The organism is Scardovia wiggsiae (assembly GCF_051045985.1).
GTDB lineage: Bacteria > Actinomycetota > Actinomycetes > Actinomycetales > Bifidobacteriaceae > Scardovia > Scardovia wiggsiae.
Map to the genome: position 1 here is coordinate 233,821 of NZ_CP157350.1, position 17,189 is coordinate 251,009.

Here is a 17,189-nt window from a genome sequence, read left to right on the forward strand (position 1 = left end):
GAGTCACTATTTGAACGGTCTAATTTTGCACGCAGACGGAGCCGCCGGCGTGCATATTAGCAGGAAATCAACAGTGCGTATCCACCGAAGGGTGCGCAGACAGTAAGGTTAGGGATGAAAAAGTTAAGAATTGCAAAGGCGATACTGGCAATTGTGCCGGCAGCCGCCATGATTCTCATCGGTTTCACAGGCCTGACCCCTAAAGCATATGCAACGATGCCGGCCAATACGGCTACGGCGCAGGGGGCAGCGTCTTCTACGAACCGGAACGTAACCGTTACTGCTTTCCAGCAGAACTGGAATTCTATTGCGAAGGAATGTACGGAAACCTACGGCCCTGAAGGCGTAGGGTACGTCCAGGTGTCGCCTCCGCAGGAAACAGTCAGGGGCAAGCAGTGGTGGACGTCATACCAGGTCGCCAGTTATAATCTGAATTCCAAGCTGGGGACTGAAGCTGAATTCAAACAGATGGTCTCTACGTGCCGTGCTGCGGGCGTAGGCGTCATTGCTGACGCTGTTATCAACCACACTACCGGTGTAGACCGTAAGGAAGGCGTAGGGACTGCGGGCAGCACATTTGATATCGAAGGGAATTTCCCCGCGATCGGGTACACGAAGGATGATTTCCATACGTGCGATCATAATATCGGCAATTACCATGATGCCCAGGAGGTATGGAACTGCCGCCTGTCCGGGCTGCAGGATCTTGATACCAGCAGGGAACATGTTCAGGACATCATAGCGGGGTATATGGCAAAACTCCTGAAAATGGGGGTCGCAGGATTCCGCATAGATGCGGTCAAGCATATTGATCCTAAAGATGTCAGTGCCATTAAGGCTAAGCTTGCCCAAAAGTCAGGTATTGCAGAAGATAAGATCTACTGGAACCAGGAGACTCTCGGCAATGCCAGCGAGGCAGCTGAGATCCAGCCGAAGAATTACACCGGTACCGGTGAAGTCCACGAAATGGACTTTGCGTATTCGCTGAAGAACGCGTTCAACGGCAATTTTGGCGGTGTCGCCGGACTCAAAAATATTGAGAACAAGCTTCTGCCTTCCCAGCAGGCCGGGGTGTTCGTTTCTAACTGGGATACTGAGCGCAACGGCAGCACCCTGAGCTATAAGGACGGCTCACGCTACCTTCTGGCCAATGCGTTTATGCTTGCTTACGGATACGGCACGCCAAGCATTAATTCCGGTTATAAATTCGAGGATTCCCAGGACGGGCATGATTCCGGCGCGCCGGGTGCCACCGACACCACAGTCCCCGATACCGTGTGCTCCACGGATTCAGGCTGGCTCTGCGTACAGCGCTGGACCGCTATCCGGGGCATGGTCGGGTTCCATAATAATGTCACCGGGAAAGTAACGAACTGGTGGTCGAACGGATCCGATGCTATCGGTTTCGAACGGGATAAGACCGGTTATCTGGCTATCAACAATTCCGACAAAGAGATCAGGCGCACATTCACATCATCGCTCCCGGCAGGGGAATACTGCAACGTGTACGCAGCAGGCGACTGCTCATCCACTGTTACTGTCGGTGCAGACGGCTCGTTTGAAACAACGGTCCCCGCACATTCTGCTGTAGCGATCTATACAAAAGCACTCAAAAGCACCTGGCAGGGCGGACAGAAGTCCAATCCCTTGGATCCGGCTGAAGACCAGCCTAAGCCGGAACAGGAAGACACTGATAACAGTATTACTGTTTATTACAGGACTGGCTGGAGCAATCCTCATATCCACCATCAGGCGGCGGGGACTGCTGACGGATGGACGAAAGTCCCCGGGGACAAAATGACCAAAGCCTGCGACGGCTACTATTCCGCTTCGGTGCCTCTGGTCAACGGGAAACTGGAATTCGTTTTCAACGACGGCAACAATAATTGGGACCATCCTGCCGGTAACCCTAACGGGAACTTCACCGTCACGGAAAAGAAAGATATCACTGTTGCTGACGGCACAATAACGGCCGCCAATCCGTGCCCTGTCAAGTACCAGCCCAAAACGAAGCTGACAGTGCATTACAAGCCGAAAGCCGGTGATGCTGCTGCGGATAAGCGCGGTGTCTATGTGTGGGGTACGCAGAAAGACGGTACCCAGCTTGACGGCAAGTATTACAAGTTCAACCAGGCTGATGATGCTTTCGGCAAAGTATTCACCATGGAATTCGACGGGGCTTTCGATCATCTGGGAGCCATCGTTACCACTGAAGGCTGGAATAAGGACGGCCAGAAGGACCGTATAATCGACACTTCCGGCGGCTCGGCTGAAGTGTGGGTGCAGGGCGGTGATGAAACTACCTACACTGATCCTCCGGCTGATGCAGGCAAAACTATCAGGAAGCTGGATGTAACTATCCATTACCGCCGTGCAGATAATAATTATGCCGGCTGGGACGTATGGAAGTGGGCTGACGGTATAGCTGATAACCTTCCGGCTACTTTCAGGAGCCACGATTCGTTCGGCAAGATCGCACAGTACTCCCTGCAGGGTGATTCAGTCAAGCATCCGAAATTCATTATCCGCTACGGCGGCAGTGCATGGAAAGGCCGTGAAGGCAACGGCAAGGATGCTAACGGCGACCGTGAGATCCCGTGGTCTGCCATCACGATGACAGGCACAGATACTGCCAAGGCAGAGATCTGGATAGTCTCGGGCGATACGACTGTGTATACATCCCCCAATAATGTCGATACCTCCAACAAGATCACGAACGCTGAGATCAGCGGGCTTAATGAGATCACCCTTAAGCTCAACCGCCCCGTAAGCGAAAGCGACCTTGCGGGGAAGATCTCCCTGGATACGGCAAAAATCAAGTCGTTCAAGGTAGTTGACGGTTCAAAGGTGGTTATCACTACAGAGTCTGAGATCGCACCGGACTCAGCTGTTAAGGTGAAGATAGCCGGCTACAACGAAGCGACAGCTATTGCAGGTTCTGTAGTACGCACGGAGGCATTCGATAAGAAATATGCCTACAGCGGGGATGACCTTGGCGCTTCTTATACGCCTGAAGGCACAACCTTTAAGATATGGGCGCCTACAGCAACATCAGTCAAGCTTAATACCTATAAAGGCACTAAGCCTGATGCTGAAATTGGCAAGGTATATGATATGCAGCGGGGCGAGAAAGGCGTATGGACCGTCACGGTACCTGGCGACTGCAGGAATCTCGCATATGATTTTACTGTCGGTTTTGCTGACGGCAGGAAGAATGAGTCGGCTGACCCGTATGGCCGTGCCTCTACAGCCAATGGCGGGCGTTCAGTAGTCCTCAGCCCTGAGCAGATGAAGCCGGCACATTGGGGAAGCCGTATGCCTGCATTCAGCAGCCCGACTGATGCAGTGATCACTGAAATGTCTATCCGTGATTTCTCCAAGTCTGATACTTCCGGCGTATCCAAAGATAAGCAGGGCAAGTATCTTGGCGTTATCGAAAAAGGTACTAAGAATTCCAAAGGCGAATCCACAGGCCTGGACTATCTGAAGAAGTCGGGCACTACGCATGTACAGATCATGCCGATGTATGATTTCAACAATGCCAATGGCGAGATCGGGAATAACGTGGCGTACAACTGGGGCTATGACCCTATGAACTACAACGTCCCCGAAGGATCCTATTCAAGCGACCCTGCTAACCCTGCCACCCGCATCACGGAGATGAAGCAGATGATCCAGGGGCTGCACGATTCCGGTATCCGCACGATCATGGATGTGGTCTACAACCATGTGTATGACGCCAATAAGCATGTTTTCAACCAGGTAGTCCCGGGATATTACTTCCGTTATGACAGCAGCGGGAATCTCGTGAGCAATTCAGGGTGCGGCAATGATACCGCCTCTGAGCGTGCCATGATGCGCAAGTATATTGTGGATTCTGTCACCTACTGGGCGAAGAACTACAATATCGACGGTTTCCGGTTCGACCTTATGGGCCTTATCGACAAGGAAACTATGAAGGAAGTCCGTGCCGCCCTTGATAAGATCGATCCGTCGATCATGATCGTCGGCGAAGGCTGGGATATGAATTCCACGATGCCCAAGAGCGAAATGTCCATACAGCCGAATGCGCGTGAACTGACAACAGATAAATCTACGATCGGCTTCTTCAATGATTCGTACCGTGACGCCGTTAAGGGCAGCGTATTCGATTCGAAAGCGAAGGGGTTCGTCCAGGGGAACAAGGGGCAGGAAAACCTGCTTGCCAATAATTTCCTGGGCTGCCAGAACCGCAGCGGCTTCGCGCCATGCACGAACGGCAATGCCAATACGAATTACAGCGGTCCGTCGCAGGTAGTGCAGTATGTGGAAGTCCACGACAACCTCACCCTGTATGATAAGCTGAAAGCCAGTATGCCTGGGGAAAGCGAGCAGAATATCACAAAGCGTGATGAGCTTGCAAACTCAATGGTCCTGCTGTCGCAGGGCATACCGGAGATCCAGATCGGGCAGGCCTTCATGCGCACCAAAGGCGGTGATGATAACAGCTACAATAAGCCTGACAGCGTTAATGCTGTTGATTGGGACCGTCTGAGCGAATACAAGGCATCGGCAGATTATGTACGCGGGCTTATTGCCTTGCGTAAAGCTGTCCCTGCCCTGCTCCAGAAGAGTTTCGCAGATCTCAATGCACACAGCAGGGTGCTTGCCCAGGCGGACGGTACCCTGGCATTTGAGCTGTCAGATCCGACAGGTACCTATGTTGTTGCGTTCAATGCCAATACGGAAGGGCGTAAGATCAGCGGCCTGAAGAATGCCAAGTATACTGTGGTGGCTTCTGAAGGCAAGGTTGATGAGGCTGCCGTCAATGAGATAGCTTCGATTGTCAGGAACGGGGCTAAGAATGTCCGCACAGGCAGCTCGCCGAAGTTTACTGAAGTGCAGTCTGACGGTACTTATACGGTGCCGGCTCTGAGTGCGGTAGTGCTCAGGGAGGGGCAGCTTCTTGAAGAGCCGGAACCTGAGCCGAAACCGACGCCTGCACTGAAGCTTGATAAGCATACCGTAGAAGCCGGCGGCACAGTACACGCAACTGTTGAGGGCTTGAAGCCCAACACCCAGTATAAATTGTGGCTGAAATCCGTCCCGGCTGAACTGGCTGTGGTAACTACGGATGCGCAGGGGCGCGCAGAGGCGGATGTCACTATCCCCGCCGGCACTGCGGCAGGTGAGCATACTGTTGCAGTTACGGATAAGGATGCCGACAGCTCGCATGTGCTTGCCAGCGAAAAGCTGGATGTTACTCAGAAGCAGAATCCTCCTGTGACTCCGGATAATCCCGCAGATCCGAGCAAACCTGCCGATCCTGCAGACCCGAGCAGTCCGGAGGCTCCGGATAAGCCTGCGGATCCGAGCAAGCCGGGCAAACAGCCAGGCAATAACGGGAAGCCAGGCACTCCTGCGAGACCCGGCAGCCAGGCGGCGCCTTCGCATAAGGGCGGCACCGCCGGCCGGCACAAGCGCGGCCAGTCTGACCGGTCCCACCATCCGTCAAAGCTGTCCCAGACAGGTGTGGGCATTGGGACGACAGTTACTGTGCTCATAGTGCTTGTTGCCCTTGCGGTAATAGTGCTCATAGTCCGTAGGCAGCAGGAGGCTGACGGATCGTCGAGCACAGGGCTGCATGGCAAAGGGGATGATTCCCTGAGGTAAGTGCATCCCAGCTGGTTTCGAAACCGGCTCACGGACAGGGGCGGCAGGTGTAAAAGCCTGCCGCCCCTGCCTTTCTGCTGTTAATCTCCCGCATATAATTCATGGTTTTCAATGATGAAATCGTTCATGAAGGGAAGGGTGAAACTGACTGTCCCATGGCCTGTGGCCTGTATGATCTGGCTGTCAAGCAGCCGCCTGCGGTACATTGAAATATAATTCGGCCCTTTTCCCATGCGTCCGCTGATATCGCTTATCCTGACATTCGCAATGCCCGTATTCGTGGGTACCGTCGGTACGGCTGATGCGCCGCTGACACACTGCGCCATGGCGAGCAGGAACTCCCGGTCTTTAGGGGACAGCTCCTGGAAAACTTTCGTATACACATTATGGAACAGCTGCATTTTGAATTCGGGCACTTCCTGTTCAAGGAGGCCCGGAGTTACAGGCGCGCCCTGCGCAGCCCTGTTCCATATCTGATAGCCCAGAAGCTGGAAGGCATATGCATATCCTGCGGTCATCCTCGCCATTGTTGTGAGGGCTGCGTCTTCAACCGTGAACCCTGCGTCGCGGAAGCTTTTCTGATAGCTGTATTTGATGGATGTCAGCGCAATAGGCTCCAGATTTATCCGTGAACTTCGCAGGAGGAATGTCAGGATCTTATCGTTCTGCAGCTCAGAAATCTTGTGAGGCAGGCCCGTCATCATCAGCGCAAGGCTGTAATTTTCACGCAGCATCAGCTGATACAGTGACGCGAATTCCTTGATGGCGGGCGTATTGTCAATTTCGTCTATGGTGATGAAGAGGTCCAGTCCGCGGGATCTGAGCTTATCAAGCATATCTGCAAAAAGCGTCTGATAGCTTGTCAGCGACGGCTGCGATGACCCGATAGAAAAATCGACCCCGAATGCTGAAATATTGACCCCCTTAATCTGGGAGAACAGCTTTTGCAGGGGGCTGTTCGCCTTCCGGTAGAGTTCGACGATAAGATTGGGGAGTATGCTGTCGCTCATAGCAAGGTTGAGGACTATCCATCCTTTTTTCGCTGCGACTGCTGTGCTGGCGTCGGTAAGGAATGCTGTTTTCCCTGATCCGCGGAGCCCATATATCAGTGATGTCCGGTAAGGGCTGTTCGGGTTTTCCAGTTCGTCTGTCACTTTTTGTATCAGGAGCTGCCTGTCAAGGAATATTTCGGGCTTTTTGCCGAAACCGGGGTTGAACGGGTTCATGATGCCTCCTGCGCACGGGCGTAATAATACTTTATATTTCTTTATATACTCCAGGATATTTTATATTTCTTTATACTTCAAGTCTAATTTTATATTTCTTTATACTTTATTCTTTTATATTTTCCGGGACAGCAGGAAAACCGGGAGAAAAGGCTCTAAACCCCGTTTTTGCAGTGATACTTGAAGGGTATATCCCGGTTGTTTTTGGGAGGCCAGGCTCCGTTTATCCGGTTAGCTGGTGGTAAAACACGCAGATACAAAATCAAAAATTGCGGGAAACCGCCATAATGGTTTTGTATCTGCGTGTTTTACCACCAGCATGTGGGGAGCAGAGCATGAAAGGTGCAGAGGATGGAGAGGGGAATATGAGTAAGAGCCCGGCGGAGAACCGGGCTCTTCAGAGAAGGAGAGAGAAGAAAGGTTTTCAGTTATAAGAATTCAGTTCTCAAGATAGACAACCCACCTTGGCTGACGCTCCAGCCGTTAACTCGCGACTACCGGCTTCCTGCATCAGTAATTACATTAAAGACCATAACCCTGAATAAAACCTGCGTGGTTTACTGGGAAGTTTGTAAGAATCAGGGCTATTTCCTCAAAAGGCCTTCCTTCAGCAGATATTCGCGGGCAACATCAGCAGCCGCACGGTTGCGGACTTTGACTTCGTAATTCATCCTGCTCATTTCAGCATCAGTGATCTTTCCGCTGAGCTTATTCAGGATCCGCTGCAGCTCAGGATGCTTTTTCAGCAGGGAAGACTTCATAAGCGGGGCACCCTGATACGGCGGGAACAGATGCTTATTGTCCTTAAGGGCTATCAGATTGTACTGTGTTATCTCGGCATCGGTAGAATATGCATCCACTATCTGCACCTGGCCATCATTGATAGCTGTATAGCGCAGCGCAGGATCCATCGTCCTGACATTGAGGTCAAGCCCGTACACCTTCTTCAGACCTCGGTTCCCATCATCGCGGTCATTGAATTCAGCCGTAAACCCTGCCTGCACAGAGCCGCCGACATTTGCCAGGTCCGAGATATTTTTCAGGCTGTACTGGTCCGCATACGACTTCTTCACTGCTACGGCATACGTGTCCTGGAATCTCATGGGTTTAAGGAGGACAAGCCTGTCCTGCCTGATGATCCCATCGCGCGCGGCACTATAGACGGCGCCGGGGTCATTCGATGCCTTCGGCTTATCCGTCAGCAGGCTTTCCGTAATAGTCCCGGTGAACTCCGGGTAAATATCAATATCGCCGCGCTTCAGAGCCTTGTAGAGGAAAGTAGTTTTCCCGAAATCCGGCTTGAGCGCCACTTTGATATTGCTGTCTGCCTCAATAAGCTGCTTATACATATTGATGAGGATCTCGGGTTCAGGGCCGAGCTTGCCTGCAATAACAACAGTATCCTGTTTCTGCACTGCCGAAACGAAATTCGGGGCATAGGAACCGGCCAGCCCTACGATGAGCACAAGGAATGCTGCAAGGATCTGCTTCAGCGAGCGCTTCACCAGCCAGCGGATCACCAGGCTGAAAAGGATGGCGAGCAGTGCAGATGATATGGCGCCGATAAGGATCAGTGAATTATTATTACGGTCAATACCCAGAAGGATAAAAGACCCCAGGCCGCCCGCACCGATCAGGGCAGCCAGGGTAGCGGTGCCGATGATCATCACAGCTGAAGTCCGTACGCCGGAAACTATCACCGGCATAGCGAGAGGAAGCTCGTATTTGCGTAAGCGTTCCCAACGGGTCATACCAAACGCGGTGCCCGCTTCAACAAGATTAGGGTCTATCCCCTGCAAGCCGGTAATAGTATTCTGGACGATGGGGAAGAGTGCATAAACGACAAGTGCCGTCACTGCGGGTACTGTACCGATCCCCATAACAGGGATAAGCAGGCCCAGCAGTGCGAGGGAGGGGATAGTCTGGAATATCCCTGTTATCTGGAGGATGGCTTCTGATGCTTTTTTCTTGTTGAAAAGCCAGACCGCCAGGGGGACCGAAATAAGGATCGCTATCAGCAGCGACAGCAGGGATATCTGCAAATGCTGGAGAAGGGCTTCTGCCCAGTCGCCGAAGCGGTTTTGAAATGTTGTGACCAGGTCGTTCATCAGTGCTTCCTCCTTCGGGTGTGGTGGAAAAGGTCTCTGACGAAATCGTCGGCCGGATTCTCCCTGATCTCGTCAGGGGTGCCGGTCTGGGTGACGCGACCGTCATTGATAACACATATCCGGTCTGCAAGATACTGGGCTTCGTTGATATCGTGGGTCACGAAAACTATTGTGGTGCCGAGGTCGTCATGGAGGTCAAGCGTAAGATCCTGCAGCTGGACGCGGGTAATGGGGTCAAGCGCACTGAAAGGCTCATCCATCAGTATTACCTTAGGGCTGGCAATCAGTGCCCGCAGTATGCCGATCCGCTGCTGCTCGCCGCCTGACAGTTCATCAGGGTAACGCCCGTAATATGTTTCCGGGTCAAGGTCAACCCTTTTAAGAAGGCTCCTGGCTTTTTCGGCACGGTCTGCCTTTGACCAGCCTTTCATTTCAGGGATAAGCCCGATATTCTGCCCAACGGTCATATTGGGGAAAAGCGCGATTTGCTGGAGTACATAACCCGTTTCAAGGCGGAGGTCACGCAGGGGCAGGCTGGTAATATCTTCCCCGTCTATAAGGATGCTTCCCGAAGTAGGCTCAACAAGCCGGTTGATCATTTTCAGCGTTGTTGTTTTCCCTCCGCCGCTGGGGCCGACAAGGACAAAAAACTCCCCGGTATTGATAGTGAATGATTCATTATTGATGACTGCGGTATCATCGAACTGTTTGCAAACGTTTCTGAACTCAATCATATTCTCCCCCTTTCCGTTGTTTATTTTCGGCTCGTGAGAATATCTGTATAAAGGCCAGCCTGCACTGGCCCTTAATTTTGAGTGGTAACGAGTTTAGCACATCCGTTCGATTTTGGCAGTTCTTGCATGGAAGCAGAAAGCGGGGGAAACATAGTTCCCGGCAGCGGGATGCAGCCGGAAAACGGGGCTTGCCCGCAGAAACATGCGGTATGCAGTACATACAGCACCTATGCTGTAAAGTATAGTAAATAAGGAAGTATAGTAAATAAGGCATTGTAACACTATGGAGCAGTGACGGCAGTCAGGAAGCATAATATGGAAAATACAGGAAGCCGCGGCGGGGGACATCGGCTGATGAGGCGTATGGGCAGTATCCGCACAACTGCCATTGGGCTGGGGACTATGGGCCTTGCAATTGAGAAAAAGCCCGGCCGGCAGGAATCAATAGATATCATCCATACCGCTTTGGATGCAGGCTGCCGCCATATAGATACTGCGTGGGCATATTATGAATCCGGAGGGGAAGAGCAGGCGGCAGAAAAGCTTGTGAAGGCTGCCCTGGAGACATGGGACGGTCCGCGCGGGGAAGTGACAGTGGCAACAAAGGCAGGCCATTTCCGGAATTTTACAGACGGCAGGCCCACATGGGGGACCGATGGCCGTCCGGAATCCCTGATCAGATATGCCAAACAGTCTGCTGCGGTGCTCAGCGTAGAAGCTATCGACCTGCTGTATTTCCATCGCCCTGACCCTAAGGTGCCCTATGCTGAATCTATTGAGGCTATGAAGTCCCTTTATGACCAGGGGGTTGCCAGAACGATAGGGATATCCAATGCAAGCGTTGAACAGATCGGTATTGCGCATAGGATACTGGGCGATGCCCTGGTAGCGGTGCAGAACCAGTTTTCGCCGGTTCACCGCGATACCCAGGATACTATTGACTGCACTGCCGAGCTTGGGCTGGCTTTCGTTTGCTGGAGCCCTCTGGGCGGTTTCCGCAAGCCGTATGATGGATCCAAGTTCGACCCCTTCCGCAGGGTTGCTGCTGTGCATGGTGTGAGCTATCAGCAGATAGTCCTTGCGTGGGAACTCGCGCGCGGGGACCACATGTTCGTGCTCCCCGGGACCCATCGTGCTGAAACTGTTATTGATTCACTGCACGCAGATTGTGTGGAGCTGTCGGCGCAGGAGCTGGAATATCTTGGCTAGCATTATGGAAAACGATAATACATATAATACATCCGGTATGATTCAGCTTCCCGATGGGGCCAGCATCTCAACTGCCCGTACCCCCGCGCTTATCCCCATCGCTCTGGCTCCGGGCATCACTGTGCACTACACGACGCGCCTCGGCGGGCATTCCCAGGGGGACTGGGCATTCTGCAATCTCGGGTCGAAAGTCGGAGATGATCCCAGCCATGTGTACGCAAACAGGTTTGCTGTAGACGGTGTTGTGGGGTCACGCGTGTATACAGTATCCCAGATCCACTCTGCACGGGCCGTCAGCACGGATGATGAGCTGGAACGGATCCGCAGCGTCATTGGCGCCCAGGCTTCTGACGGCAGCGTTCCCGGCCCTGGGGGAGAAGCCGGTGGAGAATCATTTGCAGAGGCCTGTGCCGACAGGCTTTACGGGATTGAAGCCGATGCGCAGTATACGCTGCAGCAGGACAGGGCTATTGGGGTTTTTACTGCAGACTGCCTTCCCGTACTGCTTGCCGATCCCCATGCCGGGATCATCGGTGCGGCGCATTGCGGACGGAAAGGCCTGCAGCGCGGTGTCCTGCAGAACCTGATACATGCGATGCAGAGCCGGGGTGCCCGGTCATCCCATATGGCAGCAGCTCTGGGTCCGTGTATCTGCGGCAGCTGCTATGAAGTCGGCAGTGATATTGCAGATGAGTTTGACAGGCAGTTCCCCGGGACTGCTACGGTGACCCGTTTCGGCGGGAGAGGTATTGATATTGCGCTGGCAGCACTCCAGATACTTGCGCATGAGGGTATTTCCGGCAGCAGGATAGCAGATTCCGGACCGCGTGTACGGGCTGCAACATATTACCTTGAACCTGATCCTGAATTCCAGGCGCTGTGCAGGGCCGATGCTGAGGGCGGCCCTCTCAGTAAGCGGCTTGATAAGATGGAGCATCCTCTGTGTACGCTTGAAAACCCGCTGTGGTATTCCCATCGCAGGGCTGTCAGATCAGGAAAAGCTGACAGCGGACGGGCCTTAAGCATTATTACGCGGACAGATCCGGCCAGGCTGGAAAAGGAACAGGCCGCCCTCCGGGCGCAGCTTGCAGCTGAGGATATTGCGGAGGCAGGGGCAGAAAATATAATCGAAGAAGGGACTGCATCTGTCCTGGATTAGCAGGGCAGCAAAGGATAACAGGGAATGCTGGTGGTGTTATGGATACAGTGAACGTTGTTGTATGCGGCTTTGAACATTATGACAATGTTGATGTCAACCCGTCCAGAGAGGTATGCGAAGCGCTTGCCCGCGACGGTGTGGCAGATGAAAAAACTGATGTGCATATTAACGTTGCATCAGTCCTGATGCCGCTGAGTTTCCAGAATGCATGGCCTGTACTGCTGAAAACGCTTGACGCAGCCCATCCGGATATAGTTATTGCCACTGGGCTGAAAACACATGCCCAGTCAGTGATCCTTGAATGCTGTGCGACGAATTTTATTGATGCGCAGAAGCCGGATGCGGACGATGCCCAGCCCCGCCGCATGCCTATAATACCCGGCGCACCCCAGGCATATTGGACGCATCTGCCGCTGCACGGCATCCTGCAGTGTTTTGCGAAGAACAGCATCCCCGCATCCCTGAGTTCTGATGCCGGGACTTTTGTATGCAACTCGCTTTTCTACCAGCTCCTGAATTGGAGTAATAAACACAATAATACCCTGGCCGGTTTCGTGAGCCTTCCCCTTGTAGGCAAGGAACACGGCTATACCCCGGGCATGTCGCTGGATCAGATGATCACTGCTGCGCAGGATGTTGTGAAGATGAGTGTAGATTATTACAGAAAACCGCTTCCCCCCGAGATTCTTCGCGCGTAGTATCGTATAATACTCGTGAATTGTGTTTCACAAGTTTCCGACAACTATAACAATAACTATAAATACAAATAATAAATATGCAATGGAGATAAGATGCCAGAGAATTTTCCTACTGCCCTTCGCGGTTATGATAAGGAACGAGTAGATGAGGTTTTTGCCAGGCAGGAGGAGAATATTTCCCGGTTGCGTGAGCAGATCAAGGCGTATGATGCCCGTATCCTTCAGCTTGATGCCCAGCTGCAGGAAGAGAAACGCAAATCTGAGGGGAAGGGGAGCACGTCGTTTGCTTCGCTTGGTGCTAATGCGCAGCAGCTTCTGGCATCTGCCGAGCAGACGAGCAAGGAGCTTATCCAGCGTGCGCAGCAGGACGCTGCATCCGTGCGCGCGAATGCCCAGTCGCAGGCAGATACCCTTGTCAACAACGCCAAGCTTGATGCCCAGCGCATGACTGAAGAAGCCCGGAAGAATGCCGAATCTATACTCGGAAAGGCAAAAAGCAAGGCTGAGGCCCTCAGGCAGAATGCTCAGGAAGAGGCGCAGCAGCTGCGGTCCACCGCCAGGCAGCAGAGCGACAGCCAGCTCCATGCGTTGGAGGTGGAACTTGCCAACAGCAGGAGCGAGCATGACAAAACAATGGAATATGAAAGGGCTGAGCAGGAAAAAGAGATTGCAGATATGCGCCGGCAGGCTGCTGAGGAGATAGCACAGATCAGGCGTGATGCGAACGAAGATATCACTGCGAAAAGGGGCGAAGCTAACGACCAGATCGAAGAGGCGCTGGATTCTGCTAACAGGAAGCTGGCACAGGCGCAGGAACGTGTCAGTAAAATGCTCTCTGACGCCCAGAGGCAGGCAACTGAGATCACTGATACGGCAAAGGCACAGGCCCAGCAGATCGCTGACCAGTCTACTATTGACAAAGCCAAGTCGGAAAGTGCTGTAGCAGAGGAGGCAAAAGCCGCCCGGGAGGCTATCCAGAAGCAGCAGGACGATGCTTCCCGCCAGGTGAACCAGCTGCTTGAGCAGCTTGCCCAGCAGCGTGACCAGGTTGAGAATGAGACCAATAAGCTTCTGGAAGAGGCCAGGAATACACGCGCCCAGGCCGACGAATATGCTGACCAGAAGCGCGCAGAGGCCGATGAAGCATTAAAGTCCGCTTTGGAGGATGCTGATAAAAAGGCCAGTGAACTTATCAGTGAGCGGCGTGATGCAGCCCAGAAGGAAATCAGCGGTCTGCAGGAGCAGATATCTTCCCTGCAGGAGCGTGAGGCGGCAATCACTTCGCGTGTTGATGAGCTGCGTTCCATCTTCTCGCAGGCCTTCGGGCAGTTCGGGCCCTTTGCACAGCCGGAGGGGGAAGGCACTAAAGGTTCCGGCGCCGACGGGGAAAAGGCCGGCAGCGGAAAATAGGATACCTGCTGGTGGCTGCTGCCTAGTACACTGGCAGTAAGCATAACGTTACGTTAAAATTGGCCATGCAACTGGCTGCGCAAAATATGCGGTAAAAAGTAATGAAAGGTAAACATGACTGAGTTCAAACCATTAGACAGCCAAAAGCTTTCCGGGCTGCAGGACAGTTTCAACGCCCGTTCTGAGAACCGTCTTGCAATGAATGCTGTTACATCTTCGGGAATCAATAAGGCGGCGAAGAATTATAACCGGGCCCGCCTGCTCCAGCGGAGGTTCTCAACGATAGTTGATAACGGTCCTGCAACGAACCAGAAGAGATCCGGGCGCTGCTGGCTGTTCAGCTCGCTGAACGTAGCGCGGTTTGTGGCGAAAAAGAATCTGGGCCTTAAAGAATTTGAGTTTTCCCAAAACTATGCGATGTATTACGACAAGCTGGAACGTGTCAACTACTTCCTTCAGGATGTCAGAGGGCTTGTAGAACAGGGTGAGAAAAGTGATTCCCGGCTTATCCAGTTTATGCTTGGCGATGTTATGGGCGACGGCGGCCAGTGGACAATGGCTATGAATATCTATACCAAGTATGGCGCTGTCCCGCGTGACCTCTATCCGGAAACCGAGTCATCCGGAAATACCGGGGAGATGAACCATCAGCTGCGCAGCGTTCTGCATCAGGCGGTAGCGCACATGTTCGAGGAGCCTTCCCGTTCAGCTGATATTGTGCAGAATGCCCTGGCAGCATGCCACCGTATCCTGACAATACATCTGGGCACCCCTCCAACTGAATTTGACTGGGAGTGGACGGACGAAGACGGTACATTCCACCGCGACGGGACCCTTACGCCTGTAGGGTTCTGGAAGAAGTATGTGACCGCAGGCCTGGAAGACTACGTGTGCCTTGTTGATGATCCCCGCAGGGAGCATCCGAAAGGGCAGATGATCGGGATCGAGCATCTGGGGAATGTTGTTGGCGGTACGCCAACGGCTTATCTGAATGTAGATACTCAATTCATGAAAGGCTGCGTCAAAAAGATCCTGACAGAGCAGGGTATCCCTGTATGGTTTGGCGCTGACTGTCATCCGATGATGGACCGCGACAGCGGTGCATGGGCGACTGACCTTTTTGAATATAACCATGTGTATGATTTCGATTTCAACCTCAGCAAGGAGGAACGGGTACGGTTCGGCGAATCCGCTATGAACCATGCGATGGCGTTCGACGGCGTAGATGTAGACGATTCCGGTGCTACACGGCGCTGGCGCGTTGAGAATTCATGGGGCACGGAGATCGCCGATAAAGGCTATTTCACTATGGATGATCCGTGGTTCGACGAATATGTTTATGAAGTGGCTGTGCCTAAGTCCATGCTGCCCGCAGAATATCAGGAAGCCCTCACGAAGCCGCCGCTGATGCTCCCTGCGTGGGATCCGATGGGGGCGCTCGCATAAGGCTGGAAACGGACGTGAACAAGAAAGGCCCGCCCCGGTGTATGCAGCAGCGCAGGATGGTTGCTGTTATCGGCGCCCTTGATGAGGAGGTTGAGCTTATCTCCCAGTCGCTGCAGGACCTGACGCATATGCATGCGGCGGGCCTGGATATAGCCCTGGGGGATATTGCTTCTGCATCGGGCCCGATTGGTGTTGCTGCGGCTGTTGCCGGGATGGGCCTTGTCAATGCCGCATCTGCAGCGCAATATATGATTGACGCTTTTGCACCTGAAGCTGTTATTTTTTCCGGTATAGGCGGGAATCTCAGCCCGGATCTCCATATCAATGATGTTGTGCTCGGCAAAACGCTGAGATACCTTGATTCTGACATGGCGCTTATCGGCCAGGCCTATCCCGGGCTGAGCGAATACCATTCCGATCCCCGCCTTATGGGGATCGCTTCCGATGTGCTCAGCAGTATGGGGATACATCATAGGGAAGGCATTATTGCTTCCGGCAACCGTTTTATTGAAGGCGCAGATAGGATTGCTGATGTCAGGTCCCAGACCCGGGCTGATGTGGCCGAGATGGAGGGGGCTGCAGTATGCCATGTTGCAGCCAGGAATGATACCCCTGCACTCGTGATCCGAGCGCTGAGCGATAACGCGGATACGGAATACGAAAAGTTCAGGGATTTTGATATCAGCGAATATGCCCATACTGCTGCAAGGGTAGTTGTAGGGATCATCAAGGCGCTGTCCTGACAGTGCATAGATATGCAGATCCCCGGCTGGCTTAGGTGTTGGGAAGACCGGTGCTGTATCGGCGGGAAGCAACAGGATTGGGGATAAGGGTTTTGTGATTTGATTCATATATTCTGTTCAGCCGGGCTTTGGCGCCTGGAATGGTGTTATACTTATACGTATAAGCAGTGGTTTAGCACTAAAGAAGCAGGGTATATGACTGATATCAACGGTACGGATAATATAAACCCCTCTCCCGGGGAAGCGGACAGTCCCTGGGCGCCTGCCGGCCCCCTGGCGGCCGGAGCTGATGTGCGGCGTCCGCATTTGAAAGGGTGGCATGCGGCCATTATCGTGATAGCTGTTTTGGCTCTGCTTGGTATTGGAGGTTATACAGTAGTGAATCAGGTATTTCATCATCAGGAACAGGCCCGGATCCAGAAGGAAGAAGAGCATCTTCAGGAGTACCGTAAGATTGCCCATTCCGAGGAGTGCAGGAAGCTTATCGAAGAGCGCCTTAAATATATTGATCCCAGTGCTTTTACTGATACGGGGGTTATTAAATCGTATAGGATCAATGATTCATCTATTAAGAACAATCCGATGGCAGGCTTTTCTTTTAGTATCATTATTAATGATGATGTTACTTTAGTTGTAAGCTTTGTTATTGATAAGCCTTCTTACACATTTGACCATGACCATCCTGACGGGCAGCTTACTGACGATGGGGGTACTACTAGCGGCGGGCTTGTTGCTCTGCTAGAGGCGCGGTATGGCAAAGATTATTTAGACAAAAAATAAAGATAGTCCATTATATATATTTCA

Annotated in this window: 11 protein-coding genes; 8 read left to right on the top strand and 3 right to left on the bottom strand. The window is 52.8% G+C overall.

Going from position 1 to position 17,189, the window contains the following annotated elements; genetic code table 11:
* The first annotated feature begins 114 nt into the window (after positions 1–114).
* Positions 115–5,652 carry a type I pullulanase gene (gene pulA / locus ABKA16_RS00950; protein ID WP_380999653.1) on the top strand — a complete coding sequence of 1,846 codons (5,538 nt, stop codon included), beginning with the start codon at positions 115–117 and terminating at the stop codon, positions 5,650–5,652.
* A gap of 80 nt (positions 5,653–5,732) precedes the next feature.
* Here pulA and ABKA16_RS00955 read toward each other — a convergent pair whose 3' ends face one another.
* The 3 genes from ABKA16_RS00955 to ABKA16_RS00965 all read right to left on the bottom strand — a co-directional run bounded on the left by ABKA16_RS00955 (position 5,733) and on the right by ABKA16_RS00965 (position 9,720).
* Positions 5,733–6,878, bottom strand: coding sequence for an ATP-binding protein (locus ABKA16_RS00955; protein ID WP_380999652.1), 1,146 nt, complete (start codon positions 6,876–6,878; stop codon positions 5,733–5,735).
* Positions 6,879–7,462: 584 nt separating this feature from the next.
* Complete coding sequence (locus ABKA16_RS00960; protein ID WP_380999650.1) at positions 7,463–8,986, bottom strand: ABC transporter permease/substrate-binding protein; 1,524 nt, start codon at positions 8,984–8,986, stop codon at positions 7,463–7,465.
* Positions 8,986–9,720, bottom strand: coding sequence for an ABC transporter ATP-binding protein (locus ABKA16_RS00965; RefSeq protein ID WP_380999649.1), 735 nt, complete (start codon positions 9,718–9,720; stop codon positions 8,986–8,988). Before ABKA16_RS00965 ends, ABKA16_RS00960 begins: the two co-directional genes overlap by 1 nt.
* A gap of 315 nt (positions 9,721–10,035) precedes the next feature.
* Between ABKA16_RS00965 and ABKA16_RS00970 the strand changes: the two genes are divergently transcribed.
* The 7 genes from ABKA16_RS00970 (at position 10,036) to ABKA16_RS01000 (ending at position 17,165) form a co-directional block, all read left to right on the top strand.
* Positions 10,036–10,929, top strand: coding sequence for an aldo/keto reductase (locus tag ABKA16_RS00970; protein ID WP_380999648.1), 894 nt, complete (start codon positions 10,036–10,038; stop codon positions 10,927–10,929).
* A gap of 4 nt (positions 10,930–10,933) precedes the next feature.
* Positions 10,934–12,088 carry a polyphenol oxidase family protein gene (locus ABKA16_RS00975; protein ID WP_380999646.1) on the top strand — a complete coding sequence of 385 codons (1,155 nt, stop codon included), beginning with the start codon at positions 10,934–10,936 and terminating at the stop codon, positions 12,086–12,088.
* A 38-nt stretch (positions 12,089–12,126) separates the two neighbouring features.
* Positions 12,127–12,786 carry a pyroglutamyl-peptidase I gene (locus tag ABKA16_RS00980; protein WP_380999644.1) on the top strand — a complete coding sequence of 220 codons (660 nt, stop codon included), beginning with the start codon at positions 12,127–12,129 and terminating at the stop codon, positions 12,784–12,786.
* A gap of 93 nt (positions 12,787–12,879) precedes the next feature.
* A complete protein-coding gene (locus ABKA16_RS00985; protein WP_380999642.1) occupies positions 12,880–14,196 on the top strand; it encodes a cell division protein in 1,317 nt (438 codons plus the stop codon).
* A gap of 114 nt (positions 14,197–14,310) precedes the next feature.
* A complete protein-coding gene (locus ABKA16_RS00990) occupies positions 14,311–15,642 on the top strand; it encodes a C1 family peptidase (RefSeq protein ID WP_380999640.1) in 1,332 nt (443 codons plus the stop codon).
* A gap of 41 nt (positions 15,643–15,683) precedes the next feature.
* Complete coding sequence (gene mtnN / locus ABKA16_RS00995) at positions 15,684–16,385, top strand: 5'-methylthioadenosine/S-adenosylhomocysteine nucleosidase (protein WP_380999638.1); 702 nt, start codon at positions 15,684–15,686, stop codon at positions 16,383–16,385.
* Between the two features lie 195 nt (positions 16,386–16,580).
* Positions 16,581–17,165, top strand: a complete 585-nt coding sequence (locus tag ABKA16_RS01000) for a DUF1310 family protein (protein WP_380999637.1) — start codon at positions 16,581–16,583, stop codon at positions 17,163–17,165.
* Positions 17,166–17,189: the final 24 nt, after the last annotated feature.

Excerpts from the sequence above, each read along its gene's own strand:
- pulA (WP_380999653.1), top strand. The coding sequence starts at position 115 with ATGAAAAAGTTAAGAATTGCAAAGGCGATACTGGCAATTGTGCCGGCA.
- ABKA16_RS00955 (WP_380999652.1), bottom strand. The coding sequence starts at position 6,878 with ATGAACCCGTTCAACCCCGGTTTCGGCAAAAAGCCCGAAATATTCCTT.
- ABKA16_RS00960 (WP_380999650.1), bottom strand. The coding sequence starts at position 8,986 with ATGAACGACCTGGTCACAACATTTCAAAACCGCTTCGGCGACTGGGCA.
- ABKA16_RS00965 (WP_380999649.1), bottom strand. The coding sequence starts at position 9,720 with ATGATTGAGTTCAGAAACGTTTGCAAACAGTTCGATGATACCGCAGTC.
- ABKA16_RS00970 (WP_380999648.1), top strand. The coding sequence starts at position 10,036 with ATGGAAAATACAGGAAGCCGCGGCGGGGGACATCGGCTGATGAGGCGT.
- ABKA16_RS00975 (WP_380999646.1), top strand. The coding sequence starts at position 10,934 with ATGGAAAACGATAATACATATAATACATCCGGTATGATTCAGCTTCCC.
- ABKA16_RS00980 (WP_380999644.1), top strand. The coding sequence starts at position 12,127 with ATGGATACAGTGAACGTTGTTGTATGCGGCTTTGAACATTATGACAAT.
- ABKA16_RS00985 (WP_380999642.1), top strand. The coding sequence starts at position 12,880 with ATGCCAGAGAATTTTCCTACTGCCCTTCGCGGTTATGATAAGGAACGA.
- ABKA16_RS00990 (WP_380999640.1), top strand. The coding sequence starts at position 14,311 with ATGACTGAGTTCAAACCATTAGACAGCCAAAAGCTTTCCGGGCTGCAG.
- mtnN (WP_380999638.1), top strand. The coding sequence starts at position 15,684 with ATGCAGCAGCGCAGGATGGTTGCTGTTATCGGCGCCCTTGATGAGGAG.
- ABKA16_RS01000 (WP_380999637.1), top strand. The coding sequence starts at position 16,581 with ATGACTGATATCAACGGTACGGATAATATAAACCCCTCTCCCGGGGAA.